Consider the following 22,604-nt stretch of genomic DNA (forward strand, 5'->3'; position numbering starts at 1 on the left):
GACTTCACCCTCGTGGTGGCACGCCCGACTGTCCGCACGCCCCGACTGTCCGCACGCCCCGACTGTCCGCACGCCCCGACTGTCGGCGCGCGCCGACAACAAGACGGATGTGTCCGAGCCAATGAATGAGGCGCTGTCGATCACCGCGGCGACGGAAGACGGTGCGAGGCGCACCACACCGGGTGGTGGGGTCAGTGGTTGCGGAGGTGGGTTATTGCCTTGGACTTGGGGGTGTAGGCGCGGGGGAGGTGCAGGCCGGCGGTCAGGGCTTCGAGGACTTCGGTCTCGGCTTGGTGGTAGGTGAGGGCGTCGGCGAGCAGGGCGGCGGCGTCGGCGGGGGATAGGGCCACGGCTCCGCCGTCGTCCAGCAGGATCGGGTCGCCGTCCGCGACGGGGGTGTCGCCGATCCGGATCGCGCCGCCGATCTCGGCGACGTGGACCGCTCCCCCGGGGCCCGCCGTCGCCTCGGCCAGGGCCCACAGGCGCAGGCCCAGGCGGGTGACGGCCGGTACGTCCCGGACGCTGCCCTCGATCAGCGCGCCGACCGCTCCCCGGGCCAGCGCCGCGACGCTGAGGATCTCGCCCCACACCGCCCCGGGTGCCGCGTCCGCGCCGGCGACCACCACGACCCGGCCGGTCAGGTCCTCCGCGAGCAACGCGTGCAGCGGCTTGAGGCCGTGCCCGCCCGGACCCGGCAGCACACGCACCGTGCGGGCGGTGCCGAGCACCGCCCCCTCGCCGCGCTGGAACGGCCGCAGCGGCGGCGTCAACCAGCCTGTCCGGCCCCGGAGTTGGAGCACGTCGGCGAGCGCGGCGGTGGCGGGCAGGGACGACGGGTCGAGGCCGGTCACGGTGCGGTCCTCTCGGTGAGCAGGAACTTGCGGATCTTGCCGACGGACGTCCGCGGCAACTCGGCCACCAGCTCGTAGCGCGCCGGCCGCTTGGCCTTCGCGAGCCGGGCCGCGCACCAGTCGGCGAGATCGTCGAGCGCGCCCGGACCGGCGTCGGGCACGGCCACCACGAACGCGACCGGTACCTCGTCGCGCACGTCGTCCGGCACGCCCGCGACCGCGGCCTCCAGCACCGCGGGATGCTCGGCGAGCACGGCCTCGATCTCCACGATGGAGACGTTCTCGCCCGCGACCTTGAGCACGTCGCCGCGCCGCCCCGCGAAGTGGAAGTGGCCGTCCGCGTCCACCCGGGCCCGGTCGCCGGTGACGAACCAGCCGTCCCGGTACGCGGCGGCGGTCGCGGCCGGGTCGTCCAGGTAGCCCGCGAACAGGCTCACCCCGGGCTCGCCGCCGACCACGATCTCGCCGGCGCGCGCGGGCGCCCCGGTCGCGGCGTCGTGGACGGCCACGACGCAGCCGGGCGTGGGCCGGCCCATCGACCGAGGGAGCGGCGCGACGGTGGGATTGGTCAGCACCGCGGGGATGGTCTCGGTCATCCCGTACAACTGGCGCGGCCGGCAACCGCCGAGCAGGGCCGCGAAGCGTTCGTACTGCTCGTCGGTGACGTTCTGCGCGTACCAGCAGTGCCGAACCCGCAGCTCCGCTGCCGTGTCGCCGGCCTCGGTCCGGGCCAGGATCATCCGGATCGGCGCGGCGAACAGGCTGACGTGGGTGACCTCGTGCCGCGCGGCCTGAGCCACGAAGCGGCTCGCGGAGAAGGCGGGAAGCAGCACGACGCTCGCGCCCACCGCGATCGCCGACGCGAACGAGTAGTACTGCGCGTTCGCGTGGAACATCGGCAGGACGACGAACTGTCGGTCGGTGGGCCCGAGTTCGGCGGCGGCGGCCATCACGTCGCCGGCGAAGGCGTAGTTGGCCTGGGTGACCATCACGCACTTGGGCTCGGCGGTGGTGCCGGAGGTGAACATCAGCCCGACGAGGTCGTACGGACCGGGCGGGGGAGTGCTCGCGGGCGCGGCCCGGCCGAGGAGAGCGGAGAGGTGGGTGTCGTCCTCGGCGATCTCGACGACGGTCGTGCCCGTGTCGCGTGCCGCCGCCCGGTAGTCGTCGGCCCGTTCGGGCGCGCAGAATCCGAGCCGGGCACCCGTGCGGCGCAGGTGCGCGGCCAACTCCGGGGTGCGGGCCGAGGGATCGGAGCACACCATCGCCGCGCCGACGCGGACGAGGGCGAGCCAAAGGGCCACGTACGCCGGGGAGTTGCGCAGCGCGATGCCCACCCGGTCGCCGGGCGCCACGCCCCGCGCGAGCAGACCGCCGGCGACGCGGGCGACCAGGGCGTCGAACTCGGCGTAGGTCCAGCGGGTCACCTCACCGTCGGGTGCCTCCCAGACCAGGAAGAGCGCGTGGGGGTGGGCGGTCACGGTGTCGGACCAGCGCGACGCGAAGGTGGGCGGAACGGACACCATGTGACCTCCAGGACATCAACCGAGGAACGGACGGAACAGTACGGGACCCGAGCGGAACGGAACGGGACCGGCGCGGAACGGACCGACACGAAACGGGACCGGCGGAGCGGGACCGGCGGAGCGGGACCGGCGGAGCGGGACCGACACGGAGCGGACCGACACGGAACGGGACCGGTCGGCGCGCGATCGCGGGACGGGGGCCCGACCCGACGCCGGGCCCCACAGGTCACCAGTCGCGACGCACGAGGCGCAAGTCGCGCGCCGTGCCCGTCGTCACCCCGTGACCGCGGCCCCGACCGCCGCCGCGACGGGCGTACCGTAGCCGCCCCCGCCCGGCAGTTCGAGCCGCACCACGTCCCCCGGCTGCAAGGTGATCCGCGCCTGCGTACGCACCGGTTCGCCGTTGACCAGGAAACGCCCGGTCGCGCCCGCTTGGCCGCCGAAGATCCCGCGCGGGCCGCGCGCGAGCCGGCTGGCGACGGCGTTGAGCACCCACGGCGACGGCGAGTCGACGGTGAACTCGATGGTCTGGCCCATACCGCCCTCCTGCGCGCCGAGTCCGCCGGACCCACGCCGAAGTTCCTTGCGCAGGAAGCGAATCGGTGCGGACGCCTCGACCACTTCCAGTGGCACGGCGGAGACCCCGGTCGGGTACGACGTGGTGGACAGGCCGGGCTTGCCGGCCCGCGCGCCCACCCCGCCCGCGTACGTGAACATCGCCGTGATGAACGGCTTGCCCTCCGCGTCGTGCCCGCTCACCTGCATCGTCCACACCGCCGCCGAGCCCTCGGCCATGACCGCCTCGGGCAGCGCCTGCGACATCGCGTTGAGCAGCGGCATCGGCAGGAACATGCCCACCACGTGCCGGGCGGTGCACGGCGACGGCGACACCGCGTTGACGATGCTGCCCAGCGGCGCCTCGACCTTGATCGGCGCGAGCGAGCCGGCGTTGTTGGGCACGTCCGGGTTGAGCAGGCTGCGCAGCGTGAACGTGGTGTAGGCGTGCGTGTAGTTCTTGACCACGTTGATGCCGAACGGGCTCGCGCCGGACGAACCCGCGTAGTCCACCAGGATCTCGCCGGCCTCGGGGTCGATGGTGACCGCGACCTTGATGGTGATCTCTGAGCCGTCCGCGAGGTCGAGGATCGACGCGGCCTCGTACGTGCCGCCGGGCAGCGCCCGGATCGCCCGCCGAGTGGCCTCCTCGGAGCGGCGGATCACCTCGTCGCCGAGGTCCTCGATGTCGTCGAGCGCGTACGCGTCGAGCAGCGTCTTCAGCCGGGCCGCGCCGACCTCGCCGGACGCCATCTGGGCGTGCAGGTCGCCGGCCATGTGGGTGGGTTGGCGTACGTTCGCAAGCACGAAGTCCCAGACCGGCTCGTTGCGTTCGCCGCCGACCATGAGTTTGCTGATCGGGATCCACAGGCCCTCTTCGAACACGTCGCGCGCGCCCGCGCCGATGCCGTAGCCGCCGACGTCGGTGTGGTGGATGGTCGAGCCGAAGAACGCGATCACCCGGCCGCCGCGCCACACCGGAACCAGGACGGTGACGTCGAGCAGCTGACCGGCGGTCTGGTAGGGGTCGTTGGTGACCAGTACGTCGCCGGGGGCGAGCGAGTCGACGGGGTGTCGGTCCAGGATGTTGCGACACGCGATGGCGAGCGAGTTGATGTGGCCGGGGGTGCCGGTCACGGCCTGGGCGACCATCCGGCCGCGCCGGTCGAAGAGCGCGTTCGCGAGGTCGCCGGCCTCGCGCACGATCGGGCTGAACGCGGCCCGTTGGAGCGCCTTGGCCTGCTCGTTGACGGTGGCGACGAGGGAGCCCCACAGGACTTCCAGCTCGATCGCGTCGAAGGTGCGGGTCACGCGGATCCCTCCTCGTTCCTGGTGGCGGTGCTGGTGTCGGCGGTGGCGGTGGTGACGGCGGTGGCGATGATCGAGCCGTCCGGCGCGACCTCGCAGGTCCAGCCGTCCGGGATCACCGATGTCGTCTCGCGCTCCTCGACCACGGCCGGGCCGGCGAAGCGGTGGCCCGCGCCGAGCTCGGCGCGGCGGTACACGGGCACCTCGACGGCGGGGGAGCCGAGGCGGAACCGCGCGGCGCGATACCGGTTCGGAGTCGGGGCGCCGTTGCCGACCGCGATGGTGGGGACCTCGAAGCCGGGGGCGTCCGACCAGCCCGCGACCCGCCAGGTGACCACCTCGACGCCGACGTCGGGGATGCGCAGGCCGTAGATCTTCTCGTACTCGGCGTGGAACAGTTCGACGGTGTCCGCGAGCGAGGTCGGCCAGGCGTCGCCTTCGCCGACCCACAGGGTGATCTCGTTGCCTTGGCCCTCGTAGCGGGCGTCGAGGCCGTAGCGGAAGCTCACGTCCCCGGCGGCCGCGCCGGCGGCGGCGAGCACCCGGCGCGCCTCCTGACGCATGTCCGCCAGCAGCGTGTCGCGGTCGGCGGACACCCCGTCGTCGAGCGTGCGGACCATGCTGCGGGCCAGGTCGATGCGCACCGGGCTGACCAGCGTGCCGAACGCCGAGAGCACGCTCGCGTTGACCGGGAAGATCACCCGCGGGGCCTCCAGGAGGGTGGCCACGCCGCACGCGTGCACGGGCCCGGCGCCGCCGAAGGCGATCAGCGCGACGCCGCGCAGATCGATGCCGCGTTCCACCGCGTGCATCCGCGCGGACGCGGCCATGTTCTGGTTGATCACCTCGTACACGCCCACCGCGACGTGGTCCGGATCGGCGTCGCCGCCCAGCCGCTCCGCCAGCGGCGCGAACGCGGCCCGCGCGGCGGCCAGGTCGAGCGGCATCTCGCCGCCGAGGAAGTACTCGGGGTCGAGCAGGCCGAGCACCAGGTCGGCGTCGGTGGTCGCGGGGATGGTGCCGCCCCGCGCGTAGCCGACCGGGCCCGGGTCGGCGCCGGCGGAGTCCGGGCCGACCTTGAGCAGGCCCAGGTCGTCGACCCGGGCCAGGCTGCCGCCGCCCGCGCCGATCTCGACCAGGTCGACCGAGGGGATCGAGCACGGGTAGCCCGAGCCCTTCTTGAACCGGTAGACCCGGGCCACCTCGAACGCGTTGGTCAACTCGGGCCGGTAGTCCTCGATCAGACAGGACTTGGCCGTGGTGCCGCCCATGTCGAAGCAGAACAGCCGCTCCTCGCCCAGGCGTCGGGCGTACCAGACACCCGCGAGCGCGCCGGCGGCCGGACCGGACTCCACCAGGCGGATCGGCACCCGGCGGGCGTCGTCGGCCGAGACCACGCCGCCGTTGGAGAGCATCATCAGCACCGACGCGCCGAAACCCTCGGCGGTCAGCCAGGCCTGGAGCTCGGCCAGGTACGGGCCGATCACCGGCATGGTCGCCGCGTTGCAGGCCGTGGTGACCATGCGCGGGTACTCGCGGATCTGCGGGGTCACCTCGTGCGACGCGCACACCGGCACCGACAGGCGCTTGGCCAGGCCCTCGGCGACCGCGCGCTCGTTGTCGGCGTTGGCGTACGAGTTGAGCAGGCACACCGCGACGGCCTCGACCTCGTTCGCGGCCAACCGCGCGGCCAGCGCGTCGAGTTCGTCCTCGCTCGGCGGGGTGCGCACGTCGCCGGTCGCGGTGGTGCGCTCGTCGATCTCGAAGACCAGCTCGCGCGGGATCGGCGGGGCCGGGAACTCGATCTGGAGGTCGTACATGTCGTACCGGTGCTCGTTGCGGATCTCCAGCGTGTCGCCGAAGCCCGCGGTCGTCACCAGCGCGGCCCGCCCGGTCTTGCCCTCGATCAGGGCGTTGGTGATCAGCGTGGTCGCGTGCACGATGGGCCGGGTGATGTCGGCCGGCGTGATGCCGGCCTTGGCCAGTGCGGACGTCACACCCGCCCGCACCCCGCCGAGCGGGGCGGAGGGGGTGGTCAGCGTCTTCTCGACCACCACTCGGCCGGTGTCGGCATCCAACAGGACCACGTCGGTGAAGGTGCCACCGATGTCTACGGCAAGGCGCCAGTCGGTCACGTCAGCCTCCTTCTTTCTCGGGTGGGGGAGTTCAGGGGTGCGGGGAGGGGTTCGGGAGCGCGGGAGGGCGGGAGCGCAGGGGAGTCGGGTTCACCACGTCGGGGGCCGCGCCGGCAGCGCGGTCACGGCCGGGTGGTCGGGCACCGGCTCGGCGTCCTCGCGGCCGGCGGTGACCTCGGTGGCGGCGTCGAGGTGCCACAGCCAGTCGGCGGGCAGGTCGTCCACGTGGTAGATGGCCTCGACCGGGCACACCGGCTCGCACGCGCCGCAGTCGACGCACTCCTCCGGGTGGATGTAGAGCATCCGGTCGCCCTCGTGGATGCACGCGACCGGGCATTCCGCGACGCACGTGCGGTCCTTGACGTCCACGCAGTTCGCGCCGATGACGTAGGTCACGCGGGCCCACCTCCAATACCAACGGCCGCGAGCGGCGATTCGGGCACGGTCCAGGTGTCGCCGGCCGCGAGCAGGTCGGCGACCCTGCCGGGCCCGCGCGCGGCGAGCGCGCGCCGGGCCTGCTCGGCCACCTGGCGGTCGTACGCGGGCCGCCGCACGTCGCGGAACACCCCGATCGGGGTCGGCCCGCCCGCGTCCGGCAATCGGGACAGCGCGAACGCGTGGACCGGGTCGCTCGTGTGCGCGTCGTGCGTCACGGCGGTGTCGTCCGGGCCGCCGGGCCGCAGCCCGCCGCCCGCGTCGCGCACGACGGCGCGGGTGCCGTTCGCGCCGTAGCGCATCGGCGCGCCGTGTTCCAGACGCAGGACGTACTCGTCCCGGGTGCCGGGCGCCTTGAGCTGCTCGAACGCGCCGTCGTTGAAGATGTTGCAGTTCTGGTAGATCTCCACGAGCGCGGTGCCCTCGTGTTCGGCCGCGGCGCGCAGTACCGACGTGAGGTGCTTGCGGTCGGAGTCGAGTGTGCGGGCGACGAAGCTCGCCTCGGCGCCGAGCGCGAGCGAGACCGGGTTGAAGGGGTGGTCGAGCGAGCCCTCCGGGGTGGACTTGGTGATCTTGCCGGTCTCTGAGGTCGGCGAGTACTGACCCTTCGTCAGGCCGTAGATCCGGTTGTTGAACAGCAGGATCTTGAGGTTGACGTTGCGCCGCAGCGCGTGGATGAGGTGGTTGCCGCCGATCGAGAGCGCGTCGCCGTCACCGGTGACCACCCACACGCTCAGGTTGGGGCGGGACACGGCCAGGCCGGTCGCGATGGCCGGCGCGCGCCCGTGGATCGAGTGCATGCCGTACGTGTCGAGGTAGTACGGGAACCGGCTGGAGCAGCCGATGCCCGAGACGAAGACGATGTTCTCGCGGCGCAGGCCCAGTTCGGGCAGGAAGCCCTGGACGGCGGCGAGGATCGCGTAGTCGCCGCAACCCGGGCACCAGCGCACCTCCTGGCCGCTGCGGAAGTCCCGGGCCGACAGCGGGGGCGCCGCCGGCTCGGTGATCGTGGACTCAGACATCGGCGGCGGCCTTCTCGATCGCGGTGCGCAACTCGGCCACCTTGAAGGGCATGCCGCGCACCTGGGTGAGGGATTCGACGTCGACCGGATGGCGGGCGCGCAGCAGGTGCGCGAGCTGGCCGAGGTTCATCTCCGGGACGAGCACGCGCCGGTACCGGGCGAGCAGGGTGCCCAGGTCGGCGGGGAGCGGGTCGAGGTGGCGAAGGTGGGCATGGGCCACCGAGCCGCCGGCGGCGCGGACCTCGGCGCACGCGGCGGCGATCGGGCCGGCGGTGGAGCCCCACCCGAGCACGAGCAGCTCGGCGGCGCCGCTCGGGTCGTCGACCGCCAAGGGCGGCAGGTCGCGGGCGATCCCGTCCACCTTGGCCCGACGGGTGCGCACCATGAGGTCGTGATTGGCTGCGTCGTAGGAGATCTCGCCGGTGCGGTCGGCCTTCTCCAAACCACCCACGCGGTGCTCCAGGCCGGGGGTGCCGGGCACCGCCCAGGGCCGCGCCAGGGTCAGCGGATCGCGCAGATAGGGCAGGAAGCACGGCGTTCCGTCGGCGTCGACCGCGTTCGGCCCGGTCGCGAACGCCGGGTCGATCAGCGGGAGTTCGTCGAGGTCCGGGATCAGCCACGGCTCGGAGCCGTTGGCGAGGTAGCCGTCCGAGAGCAGCACCACGGGGGTGCGGTAGGTGACCGCGATCCGCACCGCCTCGACGGCCGCGTCGAAGCAGTCGCCGGGCGAGGACGCGGCCAGGACCGGCACGGGCGATTCGCCGTTGCGGCCGTACAACGCCTGGAGCAGGTCGGACTGTTCGGTCCTGGTGGGCAGCCCGGTCGAGGGGCCGCCACGCTGCACGTCCACGATCACCAGCGGCAGTTCGAGCGAGACCGCCAGGCCGATCGTCTCCGACTTGAGCGCGAGCCCGGGCCCGGAGGTCGTGGTCACCCCGAGCGCGCCGCCGAAGGACGCGCCGAGCGCCGCGCCGATACCCGCGATCTCGTCCTCGGCCTGGAACGTGGTCACGCCGAAGTTCTTGTGCTTGGCGAGTTCGTGCAGGATGTCGGAGGCCGGGGTGATCGGGTACGAGCCCAGGAACAGCGGCAGCCCGGCCCGGTCGGCGGCCGCGATCAGGCCGAAGGCGAGGGCCCGGTTGCCGGTGATCGTACGGTGCATGCCGGCGGCGCGCGGGGCGGGCGCGACCTCGTAGCCGACCGCGAACGACTCGGTGGTCTCGCCGAAGTTCCACCCGGCCGTGAACGCGGCCACGTTGGCGGCGGCCAACTGCGGGCGCTTCGCGAACTTCTCGCGCAGGAAACCTAGGGTGACCTCGGTCGGGCGGTGGTACATCCACGAGAGCAGGCCGAGCGCGAACATGTTCTTCGCCCGTTCGGCGTCCTTGCGCGGCAGTTCGAACGCGCGCAGCGCCTCGACGGTCAGGCCGGTCAGGGGTACGGCGTGCAGCCGGTAGTCGGCCAGTGAGTCGTCGGTGAGCGGGTTGCCGCCCGCCGGGTAGCCGGCCTTGACCAGGTTGCGGGCGGTGAACTCGTCGGCGTCCGCGATGATCCGGGCCCCGCGCGGCAGTTCGGGCAGATTCACCCGCAGCGCGGCGGGGTTCATCGCGACCAGCACGTCGGCGGCGTCGCCGGAGGTGGTGACCGCGTGGTCGGCGAACTGCACCTGGAAGGCGGACACTCCCGGCAGCGTGCCCGCGGGGGCACGGATCTCGGCGGGAAAGTCGGGAAAGGTGGACACATCGTTGCCGAAGAGCGCGGTCTGCGCGGTGAACCGGTCGCCGGCAAGCTGCATGCCGTCACCGGAGTCACCGGCGAACCGAATGACCACCCGGGATACGGGAATGACCTGTTTGGACACGATCACGACTCCTGATCACAGGCACGGCGAAGACAACGCCGGACGGCCCCCCTCAGCCCGTCCGGCGTTCGAGGACAAGCGGCCCGCAGGCCGAGGCGGACCCAGTGGGGCGAACCTCAGCCCGTCCGGCGTTTGAGGACAAGCGGGCCGCAGGCCGGCCAGGCCGACCGGGCCAGTCACGCCGAAAGGCCACCATGCACCGCGTCGCGGAGCCGTTCGACCAAGAGCTGCGGCTTGGCCGATCCCCACACGTTGCGGCCGAAGGCCACACCCGCACCGCCGGCCTCGACGACGCCCTTGGCGATCGCGACGACCTCGTCCTCGCTGTCGGACTTGGGGCCGCCGAGCGCGACGACCGGCACCGGGCACGCCGCGACCACCGCCGCGAACTCCTCGGGGCGCCCCGGGCACACGGTCTTGACGATGTCCGCGCCCAGTTCGGCGCCGATCCGGGCCGCACGGGCCACGTTCTCGATGGTCCACGGCACGGCCTTGCCCCAGCCGCCCGGGATCATCTCGGCCATCACCGGCAGGCCGAGCTGCTCGCACTCCGAGGTCAGCCGGGCCAGCCGTTGCAGCGACAGGTGCTCGTCGGGCGCCCCGGGGAAGGCCAGCACCACGACGCAGTCCGCGCCGAGCCGCAGCGCCTGCTCGGGCAGGTGCATGATGTCGGTGACGTCACCCGGGGCGAAATCGCCCAACTCCGAGGCGCCGCCGTCGATCCGCAGGACCAGCCCCGAGTCGGCGAACGTGTCGGCGTACGCGCGGGCCAGATGCCAGGTCGCGAGCACCGCGTCCGGACCGCCCGCGGCGATCTGCGCCATCGGCTCGCCCAGCGGCGGTCCTGCGCCCATGTACGCGGCGTGGTCGATCGCGACGAACACGGCGCGGCCGTCCGCACCGAACATCCGCCGCATCCGGCGGAGCTTGCCGGCCCCGGTGGCCGAGAATGTCTGCACAGTCGTTCCCTTCAAAGGTTTTCAGTGGTTCTTGCCGCGGCCGTCTGCCGCTCGAACTCGGCGCCGTCCCAGTAGTCCACGCGGTGCGCGACCAGACCGTCCGCGATCCGCAGCCGGAACACGCCCCGGATCCGCACCGGTTCGCCGGACGCCGAGCCGCGGACGCGGACGCGGAACGTCATCGTGTACGCCAGGGCGGCCCGATCGCCGTCGACGAGCAAATCCTCGACCCGGTAGCGCAGGTCCTCGAACTCGGCGAGGAATCCAGGCAATCGCTCGCGGTACGCCGCGCGCCCGCGCAGGCTCCGGCCGAGCGCCGAGGTGTGCTCGTTGTGGAAGTCCTCGGTGACGCAAGCCGCGACCCGGTCCGGATCACCGGAGTTCAGCGCCGCGACGTACGCCTCGGCGGCCGCCCGCGTCCGCGCGTCGACACTCACGCGCCGGCCCGGTCGCCCCACAGCTCGCGGACCTCCGCGAACACCCGCTGGTTGTGCGAGATCTCCACGACATTGCCGTCCGGGTCCTTGAGCGCGCAGATGTAGCCGACCGGCGGCGGGATGTCCATCGGCTCCCAGTGCAGACAGCCGGCCGCGCGGGCCCGGGCCGCGATCGCGTCGACATCGCCGCGCGCGGCCACCTCCATGCCCAGGTGCGCGAACGGGGTCAGCTGCGGCTGCGGGTTGCCCTTGTCCTTGTTGAACCCGACCAGGACGAGCACGAAGGGCGTCTGTACCTGGTTGGGGTTGGACAACCACGCGTTGGAGCCGTCAGGGTCGCTGTGTCGGGACACCACCACGAGCGGGGTGAATGAGGTGTAGAACTCGATCGCTGCCTCCAGGTCGGACGACGGCAGTGCGATGTGGGTCCAGCGGGCCTCGGTCAGCGTCGGTTCCATCGCGGCGACTCCTCTCACGTTCGGTGCGTTGGCGGGTTGGCCGGGTTCGGCGCTTCGGCGGGTCGGGCTCAGTCGATCGGACCGTCGAACTCGTCCGGCGCGAGCGGCGTCGCGACGTCCTGTCGGATCTGCCGCATCATGTGCTGGGCGCGGCCCTCCCACGCGCTGGCCGGGCCCACCCGGTAGAACGGCGAACGGAGGTTCTCCATGAGCACGGTCACCATGTCCGTGTCCTCCTTGTTCGTCAGCTCCAGGTTGACCAGCTCGCGCTCCTGGAGCTCGATGTCCTCGGTCAGCCCGTAGATCCGGGAGAACAACCGGGTCCGGTCGGGGGCGATCGGGTCCGCCCGCACCATGATCAACTGCGACGCGTAGGGCAGCGGGGTCAGATTCGGGTAGATGAACTCGGCGTAGCTCCCGCGCAGGTCCTCCTCGCCCAGGTCGGTCCGCCCCAGCGACATGTCGTACGCGTCGCTGTGCGGCTTGTAGCCGCTGGTGGTCCGGCCCTCGAAGCGCACGACGGTGTCCATCTGCTTGCGCACCTTGTTCAGCCGCCGGTGCACGAACCGCACGTGGTAGTCGTCGTTCGAGTTCTCGACGAACGCCTTCCAGTTGAACGGATACTCGTCGTCGAGCTCGCGGTGATAGCGGTGGTACCCGCCGATCTTGTACGCGGTGTAGCGCGGCAGCAGCGGCGCGATCCACTCCTCGAACGTCGGCGCCTTGTGGGACAGGCACGCGAAGACGAGCTTGTCGAAGGCCAGGTGCACCCTGATGGGCACCAGGCCGTACTGCTGCATCGGGAAGTCCGGGCCGTACATCCGGTTCATGTCCGGAATCGACAGCAGCTTGCCGTCGAGGCCGTACGTCCAGGCGTGGTACGGGCACGCGAACGCCTTGCCGCAGTTGCCCGCGGCGTCGAACGCGACACCGGAGGCGCGGTGCCGGCAGTTGTTCAGGAAGCCCTTGATCGAGCCGTCCCGCTGCATGACCACCAGGACCGACTGGCTGCCGATCCGCCCGGTGATGAAGTCGCCGGGCCGACGCAGATCCTCCGTGTCGCCCAGCCACACCCACGAGCGGGCGAAAACCCGGATCATCTCCAGGTCGAACAGGTCCCGATCCCAGACCTCCCACGGCTGCAACATCTCGCTCGGCAGGGGAGCGACCACGAGCCCGTCGCCCTCTCGCGCCGACGCGGTCCGGCGATGCTCCGCCACCCGCTCGTCCAGGGCAAGTTCCGCAGCCCCCATCTGGTTCGCCGGCACAGCTTCCTCCCCGTCACCTGGGATGTTTGCGATACAGCCGAAGGTAGGCGTCGGGAATCGGCCCCGATATGTGCTTGAGGCACGAACAAACGGCCTGCCAGCTGCGCCGGGACCACATCGGTGCGCACGCATCGGCATGCCAGCCTCGGGGGAGCAGGTCCGATGATCACCTTGGGAGGGCAACCGTGGAGTACGCCGCGCTCGGCCGCACCGGCATGCGGGTCAGCAGGCTGTGCCTGGGCACGATGATGTTCGGCGCCTGGGGCAACCCCGACCACGACGCGTGCGTGCGCATGGTGCACGACGCGCTCGACGCCGGGGTCAATTTCGTGGACACCGCCGACGTGTACGCGTTCGGCGAGAGCGAGCGGATCCTGGCCAGGGCGCTGAAGGGGCGGCGCGACGACATCGTGCTCGCGACCAAGTTCGGCGAGGCGATGGATCCGGGCGAGCCGCTGCGCCGGGGGGCATCGCGGCGCTGGATCATGCGCGCGGTGGAGGACAGCCTGCGCCGCCTGGACACCGACCACATCGACCTCTACCAGCTGCACCGCCCCGACCCGCACACCGACCCGGACGAGACGCTGGGCGCGCTGACCGACCTGGTCCGCCAGGGCAAGGTGCGCGCGATCGGCTCCTCGGCGCTGCCCGCGGAGGGCATCGTGGAGGCCCGCCGGATCGCCGAGCGGCGCGGGCACGAGCGGTTCGCGGTCGAGCAGCTCGCCTATTCGGCGTTCGCCCGCCACGCGGAGTCGGCCGCGCTGCCCACGTGCGGGCGGCACGGCCTGGGCGTGATGGCCTTCAGCCCGCTCAACGGCGGCTGGCTGAGCGGCAAGTACCGTGCGGGCGCGGCTGTTTCGGCCGACTCGCGGGCGGTGCGCAACGCCGAGCACTTCGACCACGCCGACGCCGCGATCCGGGCCCGAAAGCTGTCCCTGGTCGAGGAGTTCGCGGTGATCGCCGCGGACGCGAACTGCACCCTCCCGGAGCTGGCGCTGGCCTTCGCGCTGGCCCACGCCGACGTGACGGCGGCGATCATCGGCCCGCGCACACCCGAGCAGCTGCAAGCCCAACTCGGGGCCTGCGAAGTGGAGTTGACTCCCGAGGTCCTCGCCCGCCTGGACGCCCTGGTACCGCCCGGCACCGACGTCAACCCGGCGGACTCGCCGTACCCGCGACCCGTCCCGGCCCGCCGTCGCACCGCCGGACGGGAACACCGGGAAGGCACCGAACCACGATGACTCGACCGGTCGTCCCGACGGGCGCCACCCACGGCTTGCGTCCGACCGGGAACGGCCCGACCCTCGGCCGACGGCCGACCACTTCCGAGCAAGTCGACACGCCCGTACCCGCGATCCCCCTCGGATCGCGGGTACGAGCGTGTCGACGTGGTGATCCCGCTACTTCTCCCACATCACGATCTGGTTCCCCCACGGGTCCAGGAACGAGGCGTGGTGACCGCCGAACTCCTCCCAGAAGCACTGCTCCCACAGCGCCGTCGCGCCCAGCAGGACGGCCTTGTTGAGGTATTCGCTCGGGGCCGCGTCGACCAGGATGTACACCCGGGCGTGCAGGCCGGCGCGCGGCTGCTGCGGCAGCGGGGCGGGGTCGGGCACCTGGGCGATCTCGTCGTACAGGCCCAGGTGCAGCCCCTCGCCGGGGACGATCTGGTGGAAGATCCCTTCCGGGCGCGGGTTGATGGTCCAGCCGAACAGCTCTCGGTAGAACTCGGTGGTCGCCTTGACGTCGGGCGTGGGCAGGTCGACGAAGACCAGGGTGTTGGGCATGAGGATCCTTTCCGGGGGGAACTCGGGAACGTCGGGCGGTATGTGACGGGCCGTCAGACCTGGTGGGCGTGGCCGTGCTTGAAGTAGGTGCCCTTGTCGCGCCACAGCACGACCTCGTTGCCCCACGGGTCGCGGAACGCCGCGTAGCGGGCCTCGAACTCGGCCCACGGCTTCTCCTCCCACAGCACGCTCGCACCGGCCGCGACGGCCCTGTCGAGGTAGGCGGGGGGCTCGTCGACCATGACGTAGATGCGCGGCACCGGACCGACCGCGGGGCTCGGCTCGTGCCGGATCCCCAGATTGGGCTTGACGCCCGGGAGCACCTCGCTGAACTCGCCCGCGGGTCGTCGCTTGAAGTCCCACTCGAACAGCTCGGCGTAGAAGACGGACGTCGCCTCGACGTCGGGCGTCGGCAGGTCCATGAAGATCACCGGGTTGGGCACGTCGGCTCCTCGGAGGGGTCGGGGGTGGTGGTGGCGTTCGTCAGATCGGACAGCCACGACTCGGCGGCGTCGCCGAGGCTGAGGAAGCGGCGCAGGCCGTCCCGGTACTCGGGGTGCGGTTCGGGCTCGATCACGGTCATCGCGGGGCGCGGCCAGTCGCCGGCCCGTCCGGCGCCCGGCGCGGGCCACCAGCGCGCGCCGGCGCCGGCGGCCAGGGCCGCGCCGTACGCGGCGAGGTCGGTCTCGGCGGGCACCTCGACCGGTACGCCGAGCACGGCGGCCTTGATCGAGCACCACAGCGGGCTGCGCGCGGGCGAGCCGGCGCAGACCAGGGTGTCCAGGCGAACTCCCTGTGCGGTCAGCCCCTTCGCGATGTGGGCCAGGCCGTACGAGGTGCATTCCAGGACCGCGCGGGCCAGTTCGCCCGGACCCGCGGCCGAGGTCAGGCCCAGCACCTCGCCGCGCAGCTCGCGATTCCAGCGCGGTGCGCGCTCGCCCTCCAGGTAGGGCAGGACCAGCACGCCGCGCGCGCCGGGCGGCACCTTCGCGGCCAGCGCGAGCAGTTCGGGCACGGTGCGGCCGGTGAGGTCGCGCAGCCACTCCAGCATCAGGCCGTGCGCGGCGACCGGGCCGCCGACGATGTCGACCCCGGGCACCGCGGCGGGCAGCGCGTACGCGTCGGCGGCGGGCGAACCCGCGGGCACCGCCACCGCCAGGCCGCCGGTCCGACCGCCCGGGTCCATCGCGCGACCGGGCCGGTCCAGGCCGCCGGCCCAGAACGCGAGGTAGGCGTCCTGGCCGCCGGCCACCAGCGGGGTGCCGGCCGCGACGGTATGCCCGGCGCCGACCGCGCCCACGACCGAGCCGGTCGCGGCGATCGGCCCGTAGCCGGTCAGTGGCGGATCGCCCGGCCAGCGGGCCTGCGTCCGGTCCGCGCCCAGCCGGGCGGCGAGCCAGTCGTAGAGCTGCCAGGCCCGGACGTCGGGCCCGTGTTCGGCGCGCAGCGCGGCGTGCTGGGCGTGGTGCTGGTCGGGCGGCGAGCCGGTCACGCCCGCCGGGTGCCGGCAGGTGAGCGCGGCGGGCCGGCGGGCAGGCCCGCGCCGTCGGCCACGGTGGTCGGGCTCTGGCCGCCGAGGCACAGCGCGGCGGGACGGGCCGCGCCGGGCACCTGCGCGGCCAACGCCGCGAGCGCCTCGCCGGTCGCGGCCAGCCACGCGCGCGGGTCGGCGTGGCCGGGCGGCCAGGACGCCGCGCCGGGGTAGCCGGCGGTGGTCCCGCCCAGGACGGTGCCGTCCGGGTCGAGCGCCAGGGCGCGGGCCGAGTTGCTCCCGACGTCGACGCCGACGACGACGGGCGGCCTGGCGGCCACGCTCAGCCGCCCACGAGTACGCGGTAGACCGGCGACTTGGCGGCGAGGCGGAACGCCGCGTCGACGTCGGCGAGCGGGTAGGTGGCGGTGACCAGGGCGTCCAGCTCGGCGGCGAGCCGGCCGGAGCCGATGATCGCGGCGGCCTCGGTCCAGTCCTGCGGCTCCTGGCTGTACACGCCGACGATGCTCAGCTCGTGGTGGTGCACGTGGTCGGGGCCGACGCCGGCGACCGCGTCCTTGGCGAAGGCGCCGAACAGGACGACCGTGCCGCCGTCGTCGCACAGCGACAGGGCGGTCTCCAGGGCGCCGGGGGCGCCGGCGGTGACGAAGACGACGTCCTGCCTGCCGCCGGTCGCGGCGGCCTCGTCCGGTGTGCTCGTCCAGTCGGCGCCGGCCTCGCGGGCCTCGGCGAGGCGTTCGGGGCTGATGTCGATCAGGCCGACCGACTCGGCGCCCTTGAACCGGGCCAGGGCCAGGTGCAGGCGGCCCATGAACCCGGCGCCGACCACCGCGACGCGGTCGCCCGCGCGCAGGCCGCCGAGCCGGGCCGAGTGCGCGACGCACGCGAGCGGTTCGCCCATCGCGGCGTGGCCGATCGGCGCGGAGCCGGTCCGGAACGCCTGGAGCGCCTTGACCTTGACGAACTCGGCGAAGCCCGCGCCCATGGACATCGTGCCGTCGGCCAGGGCGCCGCCCTGCGGCTGCTTGCACAGCGCGCTGCGGCCGCGCCGGCACGAGGTGCAGGTGCCGCAGCGGGTGAGCAGGTCGACGGTGACGGTGTCGCCGACGGCCGCGACCCCGGGCAGGCCGGCGACGGCCGCGCCGACCGCGACCACCTCGCCCGCGACCTCGTGGCCGGGGGCGACCGGGTAGATCGGCTTGGTGCCGAGGTAGAGGCGGCGTTCCATCGTGCACAGGCCGGTGCGCCCGACGCGCACGAGCACGTCGTCGGGGCCGACCTCGGGGACCGGCTCCTCGCGCAGATCGACCTGTTCGGGGGCGGTGACAACGGCAACTCGCATCGTGTGCTCCTGGGTTCGGCGAGACATCGGACGAAGGTGGGTGGGGGCACAGTGGTGGCGGCGGACGAGGTGGACAGGAGGCCGGCGCGGGCCCTCGAACCCCCGGCGGACCCGGGGCGGGGTCGAGGACCCGGGCCGGCTCAGTGCGCGGGCACCGTCGGCCAGCGCGAGCGCAGCGGCACGCCCGCCCGGGCCAGCAGCGCGCCGGAGGCGCGTGCGGCGTCGGCCCGCAGTACGCGTTCGTCGACGCTCACGCACACGTGCTCGCGGATCACGATCCGCCCGCCGACGAGCACGTCGCGGACCGAGCGGCCGTCCGAGGACCACACCAGCTGTTGGGCGATGTCGCCGCGCGGGGTCCACTGCGGGCCGGTGGCGTCGTGCACGACCAGGTCGGCGTACTTGCCCGGTTCGAGCGAGCCGATCCGATCCGCCATGCCCACCGCCTCGGCGCCGCCGATGGTGGCCAGTTCCAGCGCCTCGACGGCGCCGGGTCCGGTGGGGTCGATCGCCATGTCCTTGGCCAGGCCGACCGCGAGCGCGGCGGCGCGCAGCAGGTCGGCGGAGTCGGCGGCGTTGCCCGCGTCGGTGCCCAGCGCGAGCCGGCCGCCCCGGCGCAGGATCTCGGCGTGCCGACCGGCGCGGGTGACGCCCTGGCCCAGCCGCAGGTAGGCCCAGGGGCAGTAGGCGAGCGCGGTGCGGCTGTCCAGGAGCGCCTCGACCTCGGCGTCGTCGAGCCACACCGCGTGCGCCAGCAGCAGGTGCGGGCCGAGCACGCCCAGGTCGGCCAGGTGCAGGGCGGGCCTGCGGCCGGTGCGCCGCAGGTAGTCGTCGGGGTCGGCGCCGGAGGGGGACAGGTGCATCGTCATCGGCGCGCCGCTGACGCGGGCCAGGTCGGCCGCGCCGGCGAGCAGTTCGTCGGAGGCCAGGCCGTGTCCGACCAGGGTGACCCAGCCCTCGACCCGCCCGCCCGCCGGGTAGGCGGCGACCAGATCGGCGAGCCGGTCCAGCACCTCGGCGGCGGGGGCGGCGAACGGGGCGCCCGGCACGTCCCAGCCCCACGCGCCGATCGTGCCGCGAATGCCGACCTCGGTCATCGCGGCGGCGACCCGGTGCGGGTGGGCGACCGTACCGGCCTCGACGATCGTGGTGACGCCGTTGCGCAGGCTCTCCACGCCGGCCAGCAGCGCGGAGAGTTCGTCGTCGGCGGGCAGGTGGGCCGCGTGCAGCGGTACCGCCCAGGTGTCGACGGAGGCGCCCGGCGGCAGATCGTCGGGGATCCGGGCGCGGGCCAACGGGTCGCCGGTCTGGTGCAGATGGGCGTTGACCAGGCCGGGGGTGACCACGCAGTCGGTCGCGTCCAGCTCGGTGGTGCCGGGCCAGCGCGCCCGCAGCCGGGACGTGGCGCCGACGGCGAGGATCCGCTCGCCCGCGACGGCGACCGCGCCGCCGAGCAGCACCTCTCGGCGCGGGTTCATCGTGACCACGTCACCGCCCACGACCAGCAGGTCGGGTCGGGCCGGATCGGCGCCGCTCACGTTGCTCTCACCTGCGAACTCACCATGTCTGGGGACACTAGGCCCGGCGTCGTCCGCCGGCATCGTGGCCGGGAGCACAATCAAGTGGGCCCAGTCCATGCCGGGAACACAATGCGAGCACGGTGTGGTGGGGGCAAACCTGGCGCAGTGCCGCGTCCGGCGACTCCGTACCCCGTCGCGGCGCCCGCACGGCACCGTGTCCGTCCGCCGCGTCCAGGGAGTTGCCACGATGACCGACCCCACCCCCGCCCCCGGCACCCGGCCGCGCATACGCGCCGATTGGCTCAGCCCGGAGCCGTATCCCCAGCTGATCGGCGGTCGCGAGTCGCACGACGGCGAGCTGTGCCCGGTGATCGACCCCTCGACCGGCGGGCGGCCCGCGTCCTACCTGGCCGCGACCGGCGCCGAGGTCGAGGCCGCGATCGCCGCGGCGCGGACCAGTTTCGACGCGAAGGTGTGGCAGCGGATGCCGGGCCCGCGCAAGGCCGAGGTGCTGGAGGCCGCGGCCGCGGCGATCCGCGCGGACGCCGGCCGGTTGGCCGCGCTCGAGGCGATGGACACCGGCAAGGCGATCTCGGGGGCGCTGACCAACGACGTCTACGAGGCGGCGAACGCCTTCTCGTACGCCGCGGCGGTGTGCCGCACCACGCACGGCGACGTGCGGCGCTCGTCCTTCCCGCCCGAACTGCTGCCCGGCGGCGGCCCCGACCTGCTGACCCTGCGGTTGCGCGAGGCGGCGGGCGTGGTCGCGGAGTTGTTGCCGTGGAACGGACCGCTGATGACGGGCAGTCAGCGGATCGCGTCGGCGCTCGCCGCCGGTTGCTCGATCGTCGCGAAGCCGCCCGCCGACGCGGTGGTGACCCTGGTCGAGCTCGGTCGCGTCCTGACCGCGGCGGGGCTGCCGGCCGGGGTGCTGAACATCGTGCTCGGCGCCGGCTCGACGGTCGGCGAACAGTTGATCACCGACCGGCGGATCGACCTGATCAGCCTGACCGGCGGCACCGACACCGGTCGGCACGTGATGGCCGCCGCCGCGCGCAACCTGACTCCGGTGCACCTGGAGCTGGGCGGGAAGTCGCCGGTCGTGGTGTTCGCCGACGCCGACCTGGACCAGGCGGTGGGCTGGGCGATGATGGCCGCGTTCGTGAACATGGGCGAGGTGTGCGTCGCCGGCAGCCGGCTGCTGGTCGAGGAATCGGTGTACGAGCAGGTCGTGGAGGCGGTCGCGGCGGCCGCGGCGACGCTGCCGGTGGGTGACGCGCTCGACCCGGACACCTTCATCGGGCCCTTGATCAACGAGCGGCACGCGGACCGGGTCCGGGGCTACGTGCGCCGGGCACTCGACGCCGGCGACGCCTCGGTGGTGGGCAAACCGGGCCTGCCCGAGGGGTTGTCGCCGACGTATGTCGCGCCGACCGTGCTCGGCCGGGTGCGGCGCGGGTGCGAGGTGGAGCAGCGGGAGGTCTTCGGGCCGGTGCTGGCCGCGATGCCCTTCCGCGACGAGGCGGAGGCGGTCGCCCTGGCCAACGGGACCGATTACGGCCTGAACGGCACGGTGTTCACCCGCGACATCGAGCGCGCGTTCCGCTTCGCGGACGCGCTGGACTGCGGCGAGGTCAACGTGAACTGCCACTTCGCGCCCGACATGAACGGCGGCCGCGGGGAGCCGCGCCGGGCCAGCGGGTTCTCGAAGACCGGCGTCGACGCCTACACCCGGACCAAGGCGGTGAACGTCCAGGTGCACAGCGGGTGAAGCGTGGGGTTGTGCTGGGAGACCAATGACCGCACCGGACCGAGCTTCATACCTTCTGATTGTCAGACCAACAGCCTGACCCACACCCTGAGGAGGCCCGATCGTGGCCGTTACCGGGATGAACCACGCGGTCCTGTACGTGCGCGACGCACACCGGACCGCCCGGTTCTATCACGAGGTGCTGGACTTCATCACCGTCATCGACGGCCCGCCCGGCAGCTACGTCTTCATGCGGGCCCCCGCCTCCGAGAACCACCACGACATCGCGTTCTTCACCGTCGGTGCCGAGGCGGGCGACTCGCAGGCCGGCCGCCGCACCGTGGGGATGTACCACGTCGCGTGGGAGGTCCCCACGCTCGACGCGCTGGCCGAGGCGCGGCAACGACTGGTGGCCGCGGGCGCCCTGATCGGCGCGAGCGACCACGGCGCCAACAAGAGCCTGTACGCGAAGGACCCCGACGGCCTCGAGTTCGAGGTCATGTGGCTGGTCCCGCCCGCGCACTGGGGCGACGAGGAACACGAGGCGATCATTCGTCCGCTCGACCTGGACGCGGAACGCGAGCGCTTCGCGATCCTGGCGGGTTCGTAGTGCCGCTACGGGCGCCGGGCGATCGGATCCGGTTCGCCCGCGTCGCGCGTCGCACGATCTCCGAGGAGGTCCGCGACGCGCTCCTGGCGAGCGTGCGCGAGGGCGAACTCCGCCCGGGCGCCCGGCTGCCGCCGGAACGCACCCTGTGCGAACAGTTCGGGGTGGCCCGCACATCCGTCCGCGAGGCGATCCAAGGACTCGTCTCGCTCGGTTGCCTCGTCAAGCGCGGCAACCGCTTCTACGTCGCCGAACGCCTGCCCGGAGTGTCCTTCGACGCCGAGGACGGCCGCAAACTGCGGGTCTCGGAACTGTTCGAGGTACGCCAGGTGACCGAGGTCGCCATCGCCCGTCTCGCGGCCATCCGCGCCGAGGACGACGAGCGGGCCGAGATCACCGAACTCGCGGCCGGCTTCGACCCACAGATGACCCTGGAGGCGTTCCGCCGCCAGGACCGCCGCTTCCACGCGGCGCTCGCCCGCGCGTGTGGCAACACCACACTGCGCGAGCTGTACGCGAAGGTGCTCGACGCGGTATTCGCGTCCGGCGACTTCGCCTCGCTCCTCGACGCCGAGGGCAACGCCGACGCGGTCCGACAGGTGATCACCGAGTCCTGCCGCTCGCACCGCGACATCGCCGACGCGGTCGCGGCCGGCGCACCCGACGCGGCCGCCCGCGCCGCCGCCGTCCACCTCGGCGAGGTGGAGAAACAGATGACCGCCCGGATGTTCTAGCGGGGCGACGCCGCGCGCCGCCCCCCTCCGCGCCGCAGGCGCGGATCGACGGAGAGGACGGGAACGACATGAGCGACAGTGACATCAGCGACGTACAACGCGTCTGGGCCTTCGACGACAGCGAGTTCGTCGAGGTCAAGCCGGGATTCCGGCGCCGGGTCTACACCGGCGACGACATGATGCTGACCCTGTGGCGCATCCGCGAGGGCTGCGGTCCCACCCCGTACGACGACCACCCCGAGCACGAGCAGTACGGCATGGTGCTCAAGGGGCGGCTCGACTTCCGGATCGACTCGGAAGAGCGAGCAGTGCTCGGCCCCGGCGACGTGTATTGGGCGCCCAAGGGCTGCGACCACGGGGACAGCCTGTTCATCGGCGACCCCGAGCACGGCGAGACGTGGATCCTCGACATCTTCACGCCGCCGCGCGACGAATACCGCAACGGCTGACCGCGGACGCACCCGTACCACCGCGTCACCGCACCACCACGATACGGCGACATCGCAACACCCACATCACTGTCGGACGGTCGCGGTCGCCGCAGGCGCCGCGCACCG

At 73.1% G+C, this 22,604-nt stretch carries 22 protein-coding genes; 5 read left to right on the top strand and 17 right to left on the bottom strand.

What is annotated here, in order from left to right; genetic code table 11:
* Positions 1–191: 191 nt before the first annotated feature.
* The 11 genes from OG928_RS42445 to OG928_RS42495 form a co-directional block, all read right to left on the bottom strand.
* The gene (locus OG928_RS42445) at positions 192–851 is read right to left on the bottom strand and encodes an RraA family protein (RefSeq protein WP_331767363.1); all 660 of its coding nucleotides are present in this window, start codon (positions 849–851) and stop codon (positions 192–194) included.
* Entirely contained in the window at positions 848–2,377 is a 1,530-nt protein-coding gene (locus OG928_RS42450; RefSeq protein WP_331767364.1) for an AMP-binding protein, read from the bottom strand. The genes OG928_RS42445 and OG928_RS42450 overlap by 4 nt, the downstream gene beginning before the upstream one ends.
* Positions 2,378–2,650: 273 nt before the next feature.
* Positions 2,651–4,243: a hydantoinase B/oxoprolinase family protein gene (locus OG928_RS42455; RefSeq protein WP_331767365.1), complete on the bottom strand. Its 1,593-nt coding sequence runs from the start codon at positions 4,241–4,243 to the stop codon at positions 2,651–2,653.
* Entirely contained in the window at positions 4,240–6,375 is a 2,136-nt protein-coding gene (locus tag OG928_RS42460) for a hydantoinase/oxoprolinase family protein (RefSeq protein WP_331767366.1), read from the bottom strand. Before OG928_RS42460 ends, OG928_RS42455 begins: the two co-directional genes overlap by 4 nt.
* A 90-nt stretch (positions 6,376–6,465) precedes the next feature.
* Positions 6,466–6,771, bottom strand: coding sequence for a ferredoxin (fdxA, locus tag OG928_RS42465; RefSeq protein WP_331767367.1), 306 nt, complete (start codon positions 6,769–6,771; stop codon positions 6,466–6,468).
* The gene (locus tag OG928_RS42470; RefSeq protein ID WP_331767368.1) at positions 6,768–7,832 is read right to left on the bottom strand and encodes a 2-oxoacid:ferredoxin oxidoreductase subunit beta; all 1,065 of its coding nucleotides are present in this window, start codon (positions 7,830–7,832) and stop codon (positions 6,768–6,770) included. Before OG928_RS42470 ends, fdxA begins: the two co-directional genes overlap by 4 nt.
* Entirely contained in the window at positions 7,825–9,693 is a 1,869-nt protein-coding gene (locus OG928_RS42475) for a 2-oxoacid:acceptor oxidoreductase subunit alpha (protein WP_331767369.1), read from the bottom strand. The genes OG928_RS42470 and OG928_RS42475 overlap by 8 nt, the downstream gene beginning before the upstream one ends.
* Positions 9,694–9,869: 176 nt before the next feature.
* Positions 9,870–10,652, bottom strand: a complete 783-nt coding sequence (locus OG928_RS42480) for a hypothetical protein (RefSeq protein WP_331767370.1) — start codon at positions 10,650–10,652, stop codon at positions 9,870–9,872.
* An 11-nt stretch (positions 10,653–10,663) separates the two neighbouring features.
* Positions 10,664–11,089 carry a nuclear transport factor 2 family protein gene (locus tag OG928_RS42485; RefSeq protein WP_331767371.1) on the bottom strand — a complete coding sequence of 142 codons (426 nt, stop codon included), beginning with the start codon at positions 11,087–11,089 and terminating at the stop codon, positions 10,664–10,666.
* The gene (locus tag OG928_RS42490; RefSeq protein WP_331767372.1) at positions 11,086–11,547 is read right to left on the bottom strand and encodes a VOC family protein; all 462 of its coding nucleotides are present in this window, start codon (positions 11,545–11,547) and stop codon (positions 11,086–11,088) included. The genes OG928_RS42485 and OG928_RS42490 overlap by 4 nt, the downstream gene beginning before the upstream one ends.
* 68 nt (positions 11,548–11,615) lie before the next feature.
* On the bottom strand, positions 11,616–12,815 hold the full coding sequence (locus tag OG928_RS42495) for an aromatic ring-hydroxylating dioxygenase subunit alpha (RefSeq protein WP_331767373.1): 1,200 nt from the start codon (positions 12,813–12,815) through the stop codon (positions 11,616–11,618).
* Positions 12,816–13,000: 185 nt separating this feature from the next.
* Between OG928_RS42495 and OG928_RS42500 the strand changes: the two genes are divergently transcribed.
* Complete coding sequence (locus OG928_RS42500) at positions 13,001–14,056, top strand: aldo/keto reductase (RefSeq protein WP_331767374.1); 1,056 nt, start codon at positions 13,001–13,003, stop codon at positions 14,054–14,056.
* A gap of 159 nt (positions 14,057–14,215) precedes the next feature.
* Here OG928_RS42500 and OG928_RS42505 read toward each other — a convergent pair whose 3' ends face one another.
* From OG928_RS42505 to OG928_RS42530, 6 genes are all read right to left on the bottom strand, one after another.
* Positions 14,216–14,602, bottom strand: a complete 387-nt coding sequence (locus tag OG928_RS42505; protein ID WP_331767375.1) for a VOC family protein — start codon at positions 14,600–14,602, stop codon at positions 14,216–14,218.
* Positions 14,603–14,655: 53 nt separating this feature from the next.
* Positions 14,656–15,045, bottom strand: a complete 390-nt coding sequence (locus OG928_RS42510; protein WP_331767376.1) for a VOC family protein — start codon at positions 15,043–15,045, stop codon at positions 14,656–14,658.
* On the bottom strand, positions 15,030–16,094 hold the full coding sequence (locus tag OG928_RS42515; protein WP_331767377.1) for an FGGY-family carbohydrate kinase: 1,065 nt from the start codon (positions 16,092–16,094) through the stop codon (positions 15,030–15,032). Before OG928_RS42515 ends, OG928_RS42510 begins: the two co-directional genes overlap by 16 nt.
* On the bottom strand, positions 16,091–16,414 hold the full coding sequence (locus tag OG928_RS42520; RefSeq protein WP_331767378.1) for a hypothetical protein: 324 nt from the start codon (positions 16,412–16,414) through the stop codon (positions 16,091–16,093). The genes OG928_RS42515 and OG928_RS42520 overlap by 4 nt, the downstream gene beginning before the upstream one ends.
* A gap of 2 nt (positions 16,415–16,416) precedes the next feature.
* Complete coding sequence (locus OG928_RS42525; protein ID WP_331767379.1) at positions 16,417–17,436, bottom strand: zinc-binding dehydrogenase; 1,020 nt, start codon at positions 17,434–17,436, stop codon at positions 16,417–16,419.
* A gap of 140 nt (positions 17,437–17,576) precedes the next feature.
* Complete coding sequence (locus OG928_RS42530) at positions 17,577–18,974, bottom strand: amidohydrolase family protein (protein WP_331767380.1); 1,398 nt, start codon at positions 18,972–18,974, stop codon at positions 17,577–17,579.
* 229 nt (positions 18,975–19,203) lie between these two features.
* Here OG928_RS42530 and OG928_RS42535 point away from each other — a divergent pair, with 229 nt between their 5' ends.
* From OG928_RS42535 to OG928_RS42550, 4 genes are all read left to right on the top strand, one after another.
* Positions 19,204–20,727, top strand: a complete 1,524-nt coding sequence (locus tag OG928_RS42535) for an aldehyde dehydrogenase family protein (RefSeq protein ID WP_331767381.1) — start codon at positions 19,204–19,206, stop codon at positions 20,725–20,727.
* Positions 20,728–20,830: 103 nt separating this feature from the next.
* A complete protein-coding gene (locus tag OG928_RS42540) occupies positions 20,831–21,316 on the top strand; it encodes a VOC family protein (RefSeq protein ID WP_331767382.1) in 486 nt (161 codons plus the stop codon).
* On the top strand, positions 21,316–22,047 hold the full coding sequence (locus OG928_RS42545) for an FCD domain-containing protein (RefSeq protein ID WP_331767383.1): 732 nt from the start codon (positions 21,316–21,318) through the stop codon (positions 22,045–22,047). Before OG928_RS42540 ends, OG928_RS42545 begins: the two co-directional genes overlap by 1 nt.
* A 68-nt stretch (positions 22,048–22,115) precedes the next feature.
* A complete protein-coding gene (locus OG928_RS42550) occupies positions 22,116–22,496 on the top strand; it encodes a cupin domain-containing protein (protein WP_331767384.1) in 381 nt (126 codons plus the stop codon).
* Positions 22,497–22,604 lie beyond the last annotated feature (108 nt).

It is taken from the genome of Embleya sp. NBC_00896, assembly GCF_045207785.1.
GTDB lineage: Bacteria > Actinomycetota > Actinomycetes > Streptomycetales > Streptomycetaceae > Embleya.

Excerpts from the sequence above, each read along its gene's own strand:
- OG928_RS42450 (WP_331767364.1), bottom strand. The coding sequence starts at position 2,377 with ATGGTGTCCGTTCCGCCCACCTTCGCGTCGCGCTGGTCCGACACCGTG.
- OG928_RS42470 (WP_331767368.1), bottom strand. The coding sequence starts at position 7,832 with ATGTCTGAGTCCACGATCACCGAGCCGGCGGCGCCCCCGCTGTCGGCC.
- OG928_RS42490 (WP_331767372.1), bottom strand. The coding sequence starts at position 11,547 with ATGGAACCGACGCTGACCGAGGCCCGCTGGACCCACATCGCACTGCCG.
- OG928_RS42505 (WP_331767375.1), bottom strand. The coding sequence starts at position 14,602 with ATGCCCAACACCCTGGTCTTCGTCGACCTGCCCACGCCCGACGTCAAG.
- OG928_RS42525 (WP_331767379.1), bottom strand. The coding sequence starts at position 17,436 with ATGCGAGTTGCCGTTGTCACCGCCCCCGAACAGGTCGATCTGCGCGAG.
- OG928_RS42535 (WP_331767381.1), top strand. The coding sequence starts at position 19,204 with ATGACCGACCCCACCCCCGCCCCCGGCACCCGGCCGCGCATACGCGCC.
- OG928_RS42550 (WP_331767384.1), top strand. The coding sequence starts at position 22,116 with ATGAGCGACAGTGACATCAGCGACGTACAACGCGTCTGGGCCTTCGAC.